Source organism: Candidatus Zymogenaceae bacterium (assembly GCA_016931225.1).
In the GTDB taxonomy this organism is placed as follows: Bacteria; Desulfobacterota; Zymogenia; order Zymogenales; family Zymogenaceae; genus JAFGFE01.
Genome location: JAFGFE010000023.1, coordinates 1 through 14,240, shown reverse-complemented (window position 1 = coordinate 14,240; position 14,240 = coordinate 1). Strand labels below are relative to the sequence as shown.

The 14,240-nt window shown below is 54.0% G+C and carries 13 protein-coding genes, 1 tRNA gene and 1 pseudogene; 11 read left to right on the top strand and 4 right to left on the bottom strand.

What is annotated here, in order from left to right; all coding sequences use genetic code 11:
- The coding region (locus JW885_10080) for a DUF3426 domain-containing protein (protein MBN1882508.1) at positions 1–1,068 on the top strand (1,068 nt) is incomplete at its 5' end.
- 213 nt (positions 1,069–1,281) lie between these two features.
- On the opposite strand, the gene JW885_10075 is transcribed toward JW885_10080, so the two are convergent.
- The gene (locus JW885_10075) at positions 1,282–2,058 is read right to left on the bottom strand and encodes a response regulator (GenBank protein MBN1882507.1); all 777 of its coding nucleotides are present in this window, start codon (positions 2,056–2,058) and stop codon (positions 1,282–1,284) included.
- A gap of 123 nt (positions 2,059–2,181) precedes the next feature.
- Here JW885_10075 and JW885_10070 point away from each other — a divergent pair, with 123 nt between their 5' ends.
- From JW885_10070 to JW885_10025, 10 genes are all read left to right on the top strand, one after another.
- On the top strand, positions 2,182–3,165 hold the full coding sequence (locus JW885_10070; GenBank protein MBN1882506.1) for a lysophospholipid acyltransferase family protein: 984 nt from the start codon (positions 2,182–2,184) through the stop codon (positions 3,163–3,165).
- A 4-nt stretch (positions 3,166–3,169) separates the two neighbouring features.
- Positions 3,170–4,609 (top strand): B12-binding domain-containing radical SAM protein, encoded by a 1,440-nt coding sequence (locus JW885_10065; GenBank protein MBN1882505.1) that lies wholly within the window; start codon positions 3,170–3,172, stop codon positions 4,607–4,609.
- 70 nt (positions 4,610–4,679) lie between these two features.
- Entirely contained in the window at positions 4,680–5,366 is a 687-nt protein-coding gene (locus JW885_10060) for a hypothetical protein (GenBank protein MBN1882504.1), read from the top strand.
- Between the two features lie 151 nt (positions 5,367–5,517).
- Positions 5,518–6,684, top strand: coding sequence for an aminotransferase class I/II-fold pyridoxal phosphate-dependent enzyme (locus JW885_10055; protein ID MBN1882503.1), 1,167 nt, complete (start codon positions 5,518–5,520; stop codon positions 6,682–6,684).
- A 26-nt stretch (positions 6,685–6,710) separates the two neighbouring features.
- A complete protein-coding gene (locus JW885_10050) occupies positions 6,711–8,042 on the top strand; it encodes a homoserine dehydrogenase (GenBank protein MBN1882502.1) in 1,332 nt (443 codons plus the stop codon).
- The gene (locus JW885_10045) at positions 8,039–9,115 is read left to right on the top strand and encodes a threonine synthase (protein ID MBN1882501.1); all 1,077 of its coding nucleotides are present in this window, start codon (positions 8,039–8,041) and stop codon (positions 9,113–9,115) included. Before JW885_10050 ends, JW885_10045 begins: the two co-directional genes overlap by 4 nt.
- 8 nt (positions 9,116–9,123) lie before the next feature.
- Positions 9,124–10,329 (top strand): cofactor-independent phosphoglycerate mutase, encoded by a 1,206-nt coding sequence (locus JW885_10040; GenBank protein ID MBN1882500.1) that lies wholly within the window; start codon positions 9,124–9,126, stop codon positions 10,327–10,329.
- Between the two features lie 59 nt (positions 10,330–10,388).
- Positions 10,389–10,739: an acyl-CoA thioesterase gene (locus JW885_10035; GenBank protein ID MBN1882499.1), complete on the top strand. Its 351-nt coding sequence runs from the start codon at positions 10,389–10,391 to the stop codon at positions 10,737–10,739.
- A 128-nt stretch (positions 10,740–10,867) separates the two neighbouring features.
- Positions 10,868–11,062, top strand: a complete 195-nt coding sequence (tatA, locus tag JW885_10030; protein MBN1882498.1) for a twin-arginine translocase TatA/TatE family subunit — start codon at positions 10,868–10,870, stop codon at positions 11,060–11,062.
- A gap of 305 nt (positions 11,063–11,367) precedes the next feature.
- Positions 11,368–11,444, top strand: a tRNA-Met gene (locus JW885_10025).
- On the opposite strand, the gene JW885_10020 is transcribed toward JW885_10025, so the two are convergent.
- The 3 genes and pseudogenes from JW885_10020 to JW885_10010 form a co-directional block, all read right to left on the bottom strand.
- Positions 11,401–12,204 (bottom strand): recombinase zinc beta ribbon domain-containing protein, encoded by an 804-nt coding sequence (locus tag JW885_10020; protein MBN1882497.1) that lies wholly within the window; start codon positions 12,202–12,204, stop codon positions 11,401–11,403. The two genes, JW885_10025 and JW885_10020, sit on opposite strands and share 44 nt — an antisense overlap.
- 387 nt (positions 12,205–12,591) lie before the next feature.
- Positions 12,592–13,047: pseudogene (locus tag JW885_10015) on the bottom strand (recombinase family protein).
- Positions 13,048–13,105: 58 nt separating this feature from the next.
- A complete protein-coding gene (locus JW885_10010) occupies positions 13,106–13,822 on the bottom strand; it encodes a hypothetical protein (GenBank protein MBN1882496.1) in 717 nt (238 codons plus the stop codon).
- Positions 13,823–14,240: the final 418 nt, after the last annotated feature.

The window sequence follows — 14,240 nt, the reverse complement described above, 5'->3', positions numbered from 1 at the left end:
GACGTCGGCGGGGGAGACAGCCTCCTCGATGATGATTTGGGCATGGACGACGTCGGCGGGGGAGACAGCCTCCTCGATGATGATTTGAGCCTGGACGACGCCGGTGGGGGAGACAGCCTCCTCGATGATGATTTGGGTATGGACGACGGTGGTGGGGGAGACAGCCTCCTCGATGACGATTTGGGCATGGACGACAGTGGTGGGGGAGACAGCCTCCTCGATGACGATTTGGGTATGGACGACGCCGGAGGATTGGAAGGCGGGGAGGGCGATGATCTTGATTTCGGCCTGGACGACGAGGCTGGAGACGGCTTCGCCGATGTGCTCTCCGGTCCTGAAGGAGGCGGTGCCGACGACGGGCTTGATCTGGGATTCGGCGAGGATGAGCTGATCACTTCGGAGGAGGATGATTTTGCCATCGGTGATTCGATGAGCTTTGAGAGTAAACCCCTGGATACCGATTTCGGCTTCGATGATGGGGGGACTTCTCTTCCCGGCGATCAACTCATGATACCGAAGAAGAAGGGAAGTCGCAGAAGTCCGCTGGTGGTCGGACTGATCGTATTTGTCGTACTGCTTGCCGGTGTATACCTGGTCTCAAATATATTTTTGGATGACGGCGTTACGGGACTCTTGACGCTTGTAGAGAATTTCGGCAGGCGGGAGGCCGACCCCCTTGAAAAATTGGATATCGTTCAAAATAAAATCTCTCACTATTATATACAAAACAACGAAAAGGGTAAGACCCTGGTGGTCGAGGGTGTTGTTATCAACAACTCCGATGCCCCCAAGGGACAGATTCAGGTCCGCCTTACCCTCTATGACGACACGGGCGCGGGTATCGGCACGTATACCTCGTACTGTGGGAACATTCTGACCGTACAAGAATTGGAGAATCTCCCCGGAGACCAGATACGGGCGCGTCTCGATCAGCCCACCGGAGATGAGATGATCAACTCCCGGCTCGATCCGGGTAAACCCATTCAGTTCATGTTGGTGATTTTCAATGTTCCCGGGAATACCGCCGGATATGACGTGACCGTATCAAACGCTCAGAACGTGGGATAAACCGTTTCACCCTTCCCCCGATCACCTTCAGATCACCATAACATGTTTTCATCCCTCCGCCCGGCGCTCGTTTCACGGCGTCTTTTTTTAAAGCCCCGTTTTTCACCGAAGCCGGCATCGTGCGTACATGTCAATCGACACAGCCGAAAGAAACACCGAGATGTCCGGCGGGGAAGTAGGACTGAAGTGTGACGGAGTGGGTGTCGGATACGGTTAGACGAAATGGATGCGGGAGTCCTTACCGGACAGATCCCGCTTGTTCATTTTGACGGCGTGATCGATATATTGCTCGATATATCGACGATCCTCCAAATCCAGGGAGAGAAACTCCAGGGCCATACCGGGGAACAGGCCGGTTTTTTGCATCTCCTCTTCGGTAACGATCTTTGTCACCCGGGCGGTCACCTCGATATTCTTTCGGGGCACCGGAATGGTCAGGTGAACCGTTACCGTCTCACCCACCTCCACCGGATTGGTTGTCTCAAGAAAAATGCCGGTCAGGGAGATGTCCACCGTCATCATTCGCTGTATCTCACCTTTCCCTCTGAGGTATACCTCGCTTCTGAGAAACACCCTGGGGTAATACAGAGAACTCCTGACCCGCAGGAGCCTACTGACCGCCTCGATGAATTCCATCTGGTCGACCGGCTTTGTGAGGTAATAGTCCGCGCCGGCGGCGAGGCACCGGTTTTTCACGTCTTCTCCCGGCTCACTGGATACGATAACGATGGGAATGTCCCTGTATCGAGGATCACGCTTGACTATTTCACATGTCTTGTCTCCGTTGAGGTCGGGCATATTGTAATCGAGAAGCACAAGCTGCGGCCGATTCTTTTTTATGATGCGCAGAGCCTCCAGTCCAGATCGGGCGGTCAGGATATCGCACTCGACCTGGGAAAGCATGTGCCGCTGGACGTCCAGAAAGAAATTGACATCATCGACGATAAGGACCTTGTTGCCTTTCGTCGTCGGTTCGTTTTCCGATACCATCAACAGTTCCAATCGAAGGATTTAAAAATTATGATATCATAGAAATCCGTACCCATAAAGAGGTTATCGGGAAACGAACCGTAAAAGCTTGATTTTCCCATGCGGGCACGATAGCATACAGAAATGAAAAAAAATCCTGATTCGCCGAATCAGCAGACCGGATTCTGGAAGTGGTATCATGACTCGGGGCTTGTCCGGGTGCTTCTCGGGATGAGTCCCTGGTTCATGAGGACCTTTCCGCGCTGGTTTTTCCATCTGGTTCGCTACCCGTTCGCGTTTTTTTATTACTTTTTCGGTCATCGTTTTCGCCGCGCCGTCAGGGGGAATCTCACCGCCGCCCTTAGTCGGGATGCGTCACCCCGGGACATACGAAGGCTGACGTGGCGGGTCTTTTCCAATGTGACCAAGATGTTTACCGATATGTTCTATGTCGCTTCGCTTCCCCGGGAACGCATCGCGGAATTGATCGCTCCGCAGGTGGGAAGCGAGCACATACACGAGGCCCTGAAGGGTGAGAAGGGAGCGATTTTTCTGACCGGCCATATCGGAAACTGGGAATTGGGGGGGATGACCCTCGGCAAGTTCGACGTGAATGTGAACATGGTCTATATGCCCGATCGGACGGAGGCCTTCGAAGAGCAGCGGCGCCTCGCCCGGACGGACCAGAACGTCTTCAGTATCCCGATGGACGGCGGTTTTGAGGTATCCCTCATGATTATCAGGAAGCTCAACGCCGGGGAGATTATCGCCCTGAAGGGCGACCGAGTGATGCGGGGAAACGGGATGACGGTGCGGCTCTTCGGCAGGGACACCCTCTTCCCCATGGGACCGTATCTCCTCTCATATGTCTCCGGCGCGCCGATACTCCCCACGTTCGTGGTACTGACCGAAGATAATCGCTACATGCCGTTTGTGTCCGAACCGATTTTTCCGCGCCGAACCGGGAACCGCAACCGGGACGTCCTGGTTCTGGCGCAGAAAATGGCTTCCGTAATAGAGGAATACATTCGCCGATATCCGGATCAATGGTATATGTTTTATCCGTTCTGGAAGAAAGATGACGATTCCCCCGATGCGTCTTCGGTCGATACCGGGAAGGAGGGCTGACATCATGGCGACAAGGCGTCTTGCGCTCGTTTTTCCCGATTTCGAGGGTCTGCCTTTGGCATACCGAAAGCATATCGCGCCCCTGGGGGCCCTGGTGCTGGCGTCTTTGACCCCTCCCGACTATGAGGTGGTTTTCTTCGACGGCAGACATATGACGATACCCCATGACCTGGAGGCGGATGTGGTGGCGATTTCCGCCATGACGCCCCAGATACCCGAGGCGTATCGGCTGGCGGACCTTTTTCGGAAACGAAAGATCCCGGTGGTCATGGGGGGGGCGCATACGTCTCTGGTCCCCGAGGAGGCCCTGGCCCATGCCGACGCGGTGGTGGTGGGGGAGGCCGAAGGATTGTGGGGGACGGTTTTGGAGGATGTCTCGGCGGGGAGATCCCGCGGGGCCTATGTCTGCCTTCATAAGCCGAGCCTTTCCGACATGCCGTACCCCCGACACGATTTGTTGAGTTCGGACGACTATCTGCCCATTCGGTCGATACAGATCACCCGGGGATGTCCCCTCAACTGCGAGTTCTGCGCCGTGCCCAAGAACTTCGGCAGGGAATATCGGGTTCGCCCCCTGGACGAGGTCATAGGCGAGATCGCGAGCCTTTCCGAATATCTCTATTTTGTCGATGATAATCTGATGATCAAGCGGCGGATGTTTCGCCGTCTCTTTGAGACCATGACCGAGATGGACCGGCGATGGACCGGAATGGCGCCCCTGAGCATCGCATCGGATAGGAAGTATGTGGACCTCCTGGCCCGTTCCGGGTGCTGGTCCATGTACGTGGATGTGGGGCCCTGGATATCGGTAGGGCTCAAGAAGGACGTCTCCTCCCTGGGTGAGCAGGTCGGCAAGTATCTTGACTACATCGCGGTGCTGCAGGATGCGGGCATCAAGGTGATGGGGTCGTTTATCTTCGGCTTCGATCACGATACCGAGTCCATCTTCGATGTGACGCTGGAGTTCCTCAATAAAAGCGGTATCGTCGAGGCGGAGTTCCTCATTCTGACACCCTATCCCAAGACGCCGCTATACGAAAAGCTCGCACTGCAGGGACGCATCATCGACGAAGACTGGGGGAGGTACAACACCCGCCACGCGGTCTTTCGCCCGAAGCAAATGGCACCCGAGCAACTGGAAGAGGGAGTCGAGTATGTCTGGCGGGAGTTTTATCGGCGCAACAGTTGGGTCGATCACTCCCTGGAGGTCGACTGCCCCGCGAATGAGACACATAAAAAACTGATGGCCGCCGTTCCGAATCTCTTTCGCGACCAGGTGCAGCGGGCGATTCTTAAGACCATCAGGGACAGGGGGGAGGATGTACGGAGGCTCTCCGGGGACGACCTGACTGATATATGGCGTCATCATGACATGCCGATTATCTGGAAGATCGTCGAGGGGGCCGTCACCGAGGGTATGCTGGAGTTGGACATCGATGTGTAAGCGGCCGGGAGCGGGGGGATTGCGATCCGGCCGCCTCTCCTTTAAACAATAGCGCACAAAGGGGCGAATCATGTTTCCCATCGATTATATTCCGGCCGCCGATACCGTCGGCATCGTCGGCGGGGTGATGCTGCTTGTAACGCTGCTGGCCGCGTTTCTGTTCGTTCGCGCCCGGCTGGGGGGAAAAAAGAAGAAGGAGGCGAAGAGGCGTCACGGCTTCGTTGGATCGATCATCAAGGGACTGTTACTGCTCCTCTTTCTGACGGCCTCTCTTGCGATACTCCTCTTCGCCCTTCTGCTGCGGGCCCACGGGACCGTCGATGTTCGAAAGCCGGTGGCCGAGGTATACTGCCGGGATCTCTCCACAGACGCCGGGTTCGACCTCGATATGGAATACACTCCCGCGGGCGGCGATGCCCAGAAGCTCCTCTTGAGAGGAGATCAGTGGATGGTGGAGGGGTACATTATCGATTTCGACGGTCGCCTCACCATTCTGGGGATCACCTCCGGTTACCGGATTGTCCGTATCCGGGGGAGATACACGGACCCCGCCGATGAGGCCGCGTATCCGCCGACGATCTATTCAACAGCCTGTGAGCGATGGGACGGCCTGTGGCGGTACCTCTTTGAAAAGGGGGACCGGCTGCCCCTGGTGGAGGCGGTCTACGGAGCTGCGGTGTTCACCTACCCGGACGAGGACGATCGATTTGCCGTGTATATCACCTCGAACGGATTTACGCTCTCCCGTATCGAGTAAAGTCCGTGAGAGTACTGTTTTCCACGGTGTCAACGAGATAGGGGTTGCTAATTCTTCGGTTTTTGTGTATGGTACGTGGGATGCCCGCTCGTCGTCTCTGAGACGGCGAGTCTGTTTTGTGCAGCGGTTATATGGGAGAATGGACGCTATCGTGCAGGAATTTCATCGAATAAAACGCATGCCCCCCTATGTCTTCGCCGAGGTCGACGCCCTGAAGCTGGAGGCCCGAAGGCGGGGGGAGGACATCATCGATTTGGGGATGGGCAACCCGGACAAGGAGACGCCGCCCCACATTGTGGAGAAGCTCGTGGAGGCGGTCCGGAATCCCCGAAATCACCGCTACAGCTCCTCCCGGGGGATATACCGGCTCAGGAGCGCCGTCGTGGATCGATACCGGGAACGGTACAACGTTGAGCTGGACCCGGATGAGGAGGTCATCGTTACCATCGGCGCCAAGGAGGGTCTGTCCCACTTTGTCCTGAGTGTGGTGGAGCCGGGAAGCTCCGTTATCGTGCCCAACCCGACCTATCCGATTCACACCTATTCGGTGATTATCGCCGGGGGGGATATCAGGAGCATCCCGCTTTCGCCGGATCGCGATTTTTTCTCGGACCTCATGACGGCCCTCACCCTCATCTGGCCCCGGCCGGTCATGATGATCATCTCGTTCCCCCACAATCCCACGACCCGGGTGGTGGACATCGGTTTCTTTGAAAAGGTGGTGGAATTCGCCCGGGAAAACAACATCATCGTGGTCCACGATTTCGCCTACGCGGACATCGTCTTCGACGGCTACCGGGCACCCAGCTTCATGGAGGTGCCCGGGGCGAAGGACGTGGGGATCGAGTTCACCTCCCTCTCGAAGAGCTACAACATGCCCGGATGGCGGGTGGGATTCGCCGTGGGCAACCGGCGGCTTGTCTCGGCCCTCGCCCGGATGAAGAGCTACCTTGATTACGGGGTCTTCCAGCCGATACAGATTGCGTCGATTATCGCCCTGAACGAAGATCAGAATTGTGTGTTGGATATTTCCGAAAACTACAAGAAGCGCCGGGACGCCCTGGTGGACGGCCTGGGGAGAGCCGGTTGGGAGATCGAAAAACCGAAGGCCACCATGTTCGTGTGGGCAAAGATCCCCGAACAGTATCGGCATATGGGTTCTCTCGAATTTTCAAAATTCGTGCTCACAGAATCCAAGGTGGCCGTGTCACCGGGAATCGGATTCGGCATCCAGGGGGACGAATACGTCCGGTTCGCCCTGGTTGAGAACACCCAGCGCATCAATCAAGCGATCAAGGGAATCAGAAAAATATTATAAAGGGGGCGGGTATGTCCCAATCCAGAATGAAGCCGATTTCCATCGGTGTGGTCGGATTCGGCACGGTTGGAAGCGGCGTAGTCAAAATCCTCCTTGAAAACAAGGACCTCATATCCCAACGGGTGGGGCGGGAGGTTGTCGTCTCGAAGGTGGCGGATATCGATATTACGCGGGATCGGGGCTTTGCGGTCCCGAAGGACATCCTGACCGACGACTACAAGAACATCCTCGCGGATCCCGATATCGACATCGTCGTGGAGACGATGGGCGGCATCGGCACGGCCCAGAAGATGATCCTTCAGGCCATCGACAAGGAAAAGCATGTGGTCACCGCCAACAAGGCGCTTTTGGCCGAGGCCGGAGACGAGATATTCAGTGCGGCCTTTGAGAAGGGGGTGGATATCAACTTCGAGGCCAGTGTGGGCGGCGGCATCCCGATCATCCGGACCCTCAAGGAGGGTTTGGTGGGGGACAACGTCCGGTTCATCTTCGGCATCACCAACGGTACCTGCAACTATATCCTCACCCGCATGACCGAGGACGGGATGGAGTTCGCCGATGCCCTGAAGATGGCCCAGGAGCTCGGGTACGCCGAGGCGGACCCCACCCTGGACGTTGAGGGATTCGATTCCGCCCACAAGCTTGCGATCACCATCCCTCTGACATACGGGGTGAAGATACCATACAAGGACATCTACGTCGAGGGGATCTCCCACGTGGACGCCCTGGATATCACGTTCGCCGGTGAGCTGGGATACAAGATCAAGCTTTTGTCCATCCTGGTCAACACGCCCGACGGCATCGAGGCCAGGGTGCACCCGACCCTCATCCCGTTCCGCTATCTTCTCTCCAATGTCAACTACAACATGAACGCGTTTTACATCCGCGGCGAGGCGGTGGGGAACATACTCCTCTACGGCCAGGGAGCGGGGATGATGCCGACCGGCACCGCCGTGGTATCGGACGTCGTCGAGCTTGCCCGAAATGTATCCGCGGGCATCTCGGAGCGGGTGCCGCCCCTCTCGTTTCGCAACGACGCCATCAAGACCGTCTCGCCCAAGCCGATGGATGAGGTGACGACCAACTTCTACCTCCGCTTCGACGCCAAGGATCGGCCGGGGGTGCTTTCGAAGATATCCGGCATCCTGGGCGCCCATGACATCAGTATTGTTTCCGTCATCCAGAAGGGGAGGGCCGAAGACCTCGACACCGTCCCCGTCGTGATGATGACGCACGAGGCGAAGGAAAAGAATATCAGATCCGCCCTGCGTGAGATCGACGATCTGGATATCGTCGAGAAACCCTCCATCTTCTACCGGGTGGAGGATACGAACCTGAAGGAGAAGACACAGCCATGACCGATCACACTCCGACCGAATATCGGGGCCTCATCGACAGGTACTGGAAGCGATTTCCCATGAACGATCGAGGCTCCGTCATCACCCTCCTTGAGGGAAATACCCCCCTCGTCAGGGCGAAGAAGCTCGCGGATGCCGTCGCCCCCGGCGTGGAACTCTACCTCAAATACGACGGCCTCAATCCAACCTGCTCATTCAAGGATCGGGGGATGACCCTTGCGGTGAGCAAGGCAGTGGAGGAGGGATCCCAGGCGGTCATCTGCGCCTCCACCGGCAATACCTCCGCCTCCGCGGCGGCGTATGCCGCAAAGGCCGGCATTCGGGCTTATGTCCTCATCCCCCAGGGGAAGATCGCCCTGGGCAAGCTCTCCCAGGCGGTCATGCACGGCGCCACGGTCATCCAGGTGGAGGGGAACTTCGACGAGGCCCTGATGCTGGTCCGGGAGATATCGGAAACACATCCCATAACGATGGTCAATTCCCTCAACGAGTTTCGCATCATCGGTCAGAAGAGCGCGGCGTTTGAGATCATAGACGTCTTGGGCGATGCGCCGGACTATCACGCGCTGCCTGTGGGGAACGCCGGTAATATCACCTCGTACTGGATGGGGTATACGGAGTATTTCAAAGATGGTATCGCCTCACGACGGCCGAAGATGATCGGCTTTCAGGCGGCGGGGGCGGCCCCCATCGTGAGGGGTGAGGTGGTGACCAATCCGGAGACCATCGCCACCGCCATTCGCATCGGCAACCCGGCGTCGTGGAAGCGGGCGGAGCTGGCCCGTGATGAATCCGGGGGGCTCATCGACATGGTCACCGACGAGGAGATCCTCGAGGCTTACCGAATCATCGCCGCCACCGAGGGCATCTTCTGCGAGCCGGCCTCGGCGGCGTCAGTGGCGGGAGTGAAGAAAGCGGCGGGCCGAGGCATGTTCAAGAAAGGCGAGCGGATCGTTTGCACCCTCACCGGCCACGGTCTGAAGGACCCGGACACCGCCATCGGCGTGTCTCCCGAAACACATACCGTCAAGCCGAAGATGGATGACGTCCTCTCCGTCATGGATTTCACATGAGTGGTGGCATGAAATACGTCGTGCTTCTGGGGGACGGCATGGCGGATCGCACACTTACGGAGCTGGGCGGCTGCACGCCCTTGGAGGCGGCCCATACCCCGCACATGGATCGTATCGCCGCCGAGGGCATGGTGGGATCGGTGAAAACCGTCCCGATGGGGTTCGATCCGGGGTCGGACGTGGCCAATATGTCGGTGATGGGGTTTGATCCGTCGGTCTATTACACCGGCCGGGGGCCCGTCGAGGCTGCCAATATGGGCATCGCAATGAAGCCGGGGGACGTAGCGTTTCGTATGAACCTGGTCTCCCTGGGGAGGGAGCCGTCGGGTAAACGGATCATGGCCGATTACTCGTGCGGCCACATCCCCACCGAGGAATCCGCGCCGATGGTTCGGTCCCTGGAGATGAATCTGGGCGATTTCGAATTTCGGATGTATCCGGGCAGGAGCTATCGCCACATTATGATTTGGAGCAATGGTGTGGCCTCGGTCGTCACCACGCCGCCTCACGATATCCTGGGGGAGGAGATCGGCATGTACCTCCCCCACGGCGAGGGCGCAGGCCGCCTCCTCGACCTGATGAGGCGGGCGGAGATGATCTTTGCCGATCATCCGATCAATGCGGATCGCCGCCGACGGGGGGAGCCTGTCGCTTCGGCCCCCTGGTTTTGGGGGCAGGGTACGAAGCCGACACTCCCGGGATACCGGGAACGCTACGGCATTACCGGCGCGGTCGTCAGCGCCGTCGACCTGATCCAGGGGCTGGGAAGGCTGGCGGGGTTGGACGTCGTGGAAGTGCCCGGCGCCACCGGATGGTTGGATACCAATTATGAGGGGAAGGTGGCGGCGTCGCTTTCTGCGCTGTGGTCCGGGGCGGATTTTGTGTATCTCCACGTGGAGGCCCCCGACGAGGCGGGGCACGCAGGCGACGTCGATCTCAAGATACAGGCCATGGAGGATTTCGATCGGGAGGTGGTGGGCCCGATGATGGCGGGTCTCGAGGAGATGGGGCGATTTCGCGTTTTGCTTCTACCCGACCATCCCACCCCCATAGAAATACGCACCCACAGCTCGGAGCCGGTGCCGTTCGCCGTTTATGGTGACGGTATCGCGCCGTCCGGAGCCCCCGGCTTTACTGAGCGCATCATGGCTCATGGTCCGTTTATCGAACAGGGGCACACGCTGATGGAGATGTTCCTGGGGGCGGATGTGTGAGCGGGCCCCGAAAAACCCATCGATTCACCCTCCGGGTTCGCTATGCCGACGTGGACGCCATGGGATATGCCTATTACGCTCACTATCTGAGATGGTTCGAGATCGGCAGGACCGAGTTTTTGAGGGACCTGGGGACCACCTACCGGGAGGTCGAGGAGGGGGGCGTTCTGTTTCCGGTGACCGAGGCATATGTCAAGTACCTGTCGCCTGTGCGCTATGACGAGTTGATCGAAATACGCACCCGGGTCGCCTTCGTGAAGCGCGCCAGCCTGAAGCTGGAATACGAGGTGGCGGACGCCGAAACCGGCACTGTTCACGCCAGGGGACATACCGTTCACGCAGCCGTAGACGCCGGGGGAAACATCGTCAGGATCAACGAAAAGTTTATCTTTCTCATCAAGCGGGCATAAAACGGCCTCTGATCGGGAGGGGTACAGAGAATTTACTTGGAAGAATGCGGCCCGATACAATCATATTGTATTTGGGCCGAAAATGTGTTATATGTAAACATCGTTTAAAATGTACGGGAGCGACAACCATGTTTGGTTTAGGGACGACAGAGCTGATTATCATTTTGGTATTGGCTCTCATCATATTCGGAGCCGGAAGGCTGCCCGAGGTCGGCAGCGCCCTGGGGAAGGGTATCAAAAACTTCAAAAAGGGTGTTTCCAGCGTCAACGACGAGGTCGAGGAAGAGGAGCCGAAAAAGAAGGAGATCAAGGACGAAGCATAGTATCCGCGGCGGCCCGGCAGAATAGACCTACGCGAACACACTGAGGCGCCCCGATATGATGTCCCGACACGATAATTCGGCACGAGAACCCGGCGAGGCAACCGGATGTGACGGATATGCGGCATGTCGGGTGGTGAGGCCGGGAGAGGATCATGAAGCGGAGACAGGTCGTGATTGCTGAAACGGAAATTGAGAAGGCTGGCAGTGATTTCTGAAACAGGAACAGGGACGGCATAAAAAACAGAAAAATATTGAACTCTTTCTTGACACAATCCTGAAGGAGTGCTATAGTCTCACATTCATGACGCGGGGTGGAGCAGTCAGGTAGCTCGTCGGGCTCATAACCCGAAGGTCACAGGTTCGAATCCTGTCCCCGCTACCAACGATAAGGAAAACCCGCTATAAAGATTCGTAATTACTTCATCTTTTGGAGTGATTTCAATTTTTAGGCGGGTTTTTTCATTGGTCACATCAATACGATCAATCAATTTCCCCAGGATGGCCCGCGCCTTTTGGGGTCTTTTTATCATCAGTTCATCAAGCCGCCCCATAAGATTTCTGATAGTGCTGTCCAGTACCGCAACTCGGGGTTTATCTTTCGGCCCGTTTTTCAGTTCTTCATTTATTTCTTTTATACGGTTTTCAGCTTCTTCAATTCTGGTTTTTGTGGTGTCTGTGATGATGCCGCTTTCAATTGCTTTTATCAGGTTGTCAAGTTTTGTCTCCTGGTCTTTTAGTTCCTTTTCAAGTCTATTTCGCCTTTCCTTGCTATCATCCTTTGAAGCGTTTAAAATTCTTGTGACGCGGCTTTGTATATCATCAAAAAAGGAATCATTAAAAAGCTCTCCGGTGATTCTCGGTATTATGGCACTTTCAATTAGATTTTTATTGATATACACATTATTACTACATACCGACACACCCCGGTTCTTATATGAAGCACAAGCATATTGATTGTGTCCGCTTATGACGTAACTACTACCGCATTGACTGCATTTTAAAAGTCCACTTAAAGCGTATTTCGGACTTCGTCCTCCCCGGTATGTGTACGGGTTATTCTTTTTACCGACTTCGGCCTGTCGCCGCTTTGCGGCTTCCCATAGTTTGTCTGGTATGATTATCAGCTCCGGGCAATCAACAATAACCCATTCATCGCGGGGACGTTCAAAGCGTTTTCTTTTCCCAGTCTCCGGGTCTTTTATCCATTCGCTTTTATTCCAGATATATTTCCCTATATACTGCTCATTGTTCAGTATGCCGGTTCCCTTTTTGTTATCACCATAAACCGCAGAAAATGACCAGGTGCCGCCACGAGGGGAGGGGACTTTTTCGCTATTTAGTTTTTCCGCGATTTTATAAGTACTCAAACCTGATATATACATTTCAAAGATTCGCTTCACGATCTCGGCTTCAATCGGGTCAATCACTCTTTGCCCGCCGGTCGCCAGGGGATTCCCGAAGCGATCCTTTTTGGTGGGGTCAAAAGTGTATTCGATCTTGTACCCATAGGGACAGCCGCCTGCGTTCATGCCGTCCAGAGCGCGGCCTTTCAATCCGCGATGAGTCTTTTTCCGAAGCTCCCGGATGTAGAGCGAATCGACCATGCCGTGGAGCGTTATCATTTCTTCAGCGGTTTCAAGCGCCGTGTCAATCCCCTGGGAGATAAAGGAGATAAACACGCCCTTGAATTTTAGCCGGTGAAACGTCCTGAGCGCATCAATTGTATTTCGGGCAACCCGTGAAGTGTCGTCAACAAGAATCCTGTCAAAAGGCCGGGGATCGCTCATCACCTCGTTTATCATGAGGTTCAGGCCTTCCCGGTTATTCGTGCTGGCCCCGGATACGGCCCGGTCATAATAGATATGATCTTCAAGGACAGTCCATCCTTTTTTCGCGGCAAAGTCTCTACATTCGCGGACCTGATCTTCAATTGACTTTTCATCTTGGAGCTCAGTACTGTATCTTGCGTAAATAGCACAACGCATTAAAATAATCCTTTTTTTGATCCTTTTTTTGAGTTGAGATTGTTTATAAAGATTTAGCTTATACTATGTCTTGTAAAGACTCCTTGACTATTGATGGATCTCCAAATACTGTCTTGCCTTCTATTTCTATTGCTGTGCACATACCAAAGAGGTCAGAAAAAAAGATTTGATGGGTATACCTATTACCTAGAGAATCTTCAAGATGAATATACACTATATCATTACTGATTATTTCGTCATATATAGTTTCGGAATAGTCAAAGAATGGTGGCAAAGAATACTCGATATCTTTGGATGCACCCGGATCAATTACTTTGTTATTTTGTGAAGGTAGAAAATAAAGTATAGGTTCAAGTTTACCTTCTGTTCTTTTCATCAAAGTGATCACTCGGACCGAAACGGTTGAGGAAGAGCGATTGAAAAAACTAATTCTTAATGAATCGGCTTGTATTAAACCTGATATGTTTTTAGATTGAAAATTATATATTATCGGACCTATTTCTAAATCTGCAAAAGCGTAATCATATTGTTTTTTTAGCATGGCTAGTTCTTCTTTGGACAAAATATATGCTCTATAAATTAGAAATAAAGCAAATATGCTTATTATAGCTGCTAGCGTTTGAATAGTAGACAAATATTTTGTCAGAAAATTGTTCACATTTTCAATTCTTTCAAAATTTATTAAATATGACCAATATTCCGAATAGATTATCTGTACACCGTTGCTGACAAAAATATAAAATAAATTGGATAAATTTAAAATGATGCTGATCATATATAAGTATGTTAGGGATATAACAAAAAAATACATACAATAGTCCTAGAATAAGTTAAACCGTATTCCGAATTGTCTATCATGAAGAACTCTAGACAGCTTCATATATCTTCCCCTTCTTTGGAAAGCATCTATTTTGGTGTATAAAGTATTATTGAGTATATTGTCATTCTCAAAATAAAAGTCAAGTTTTTATAAAAGAAAAGGAGTGACAGAAGATTAATTCCGCCTTATGCTTGATGTTTGAGTGAGTAAGAAAGTGAGGACTTTTTCAGTCTTTATAACCATTCAATATCTTATATAGTCTCAGCAGAGTAAAATAAGGTGCATGATTTGTCCTGAACGAGACTTGAGTTGACAGTGGCCGTACCTCCCGGCATGTCAATGGCGGTTACACAGTCATAACCTGCCGATCCAG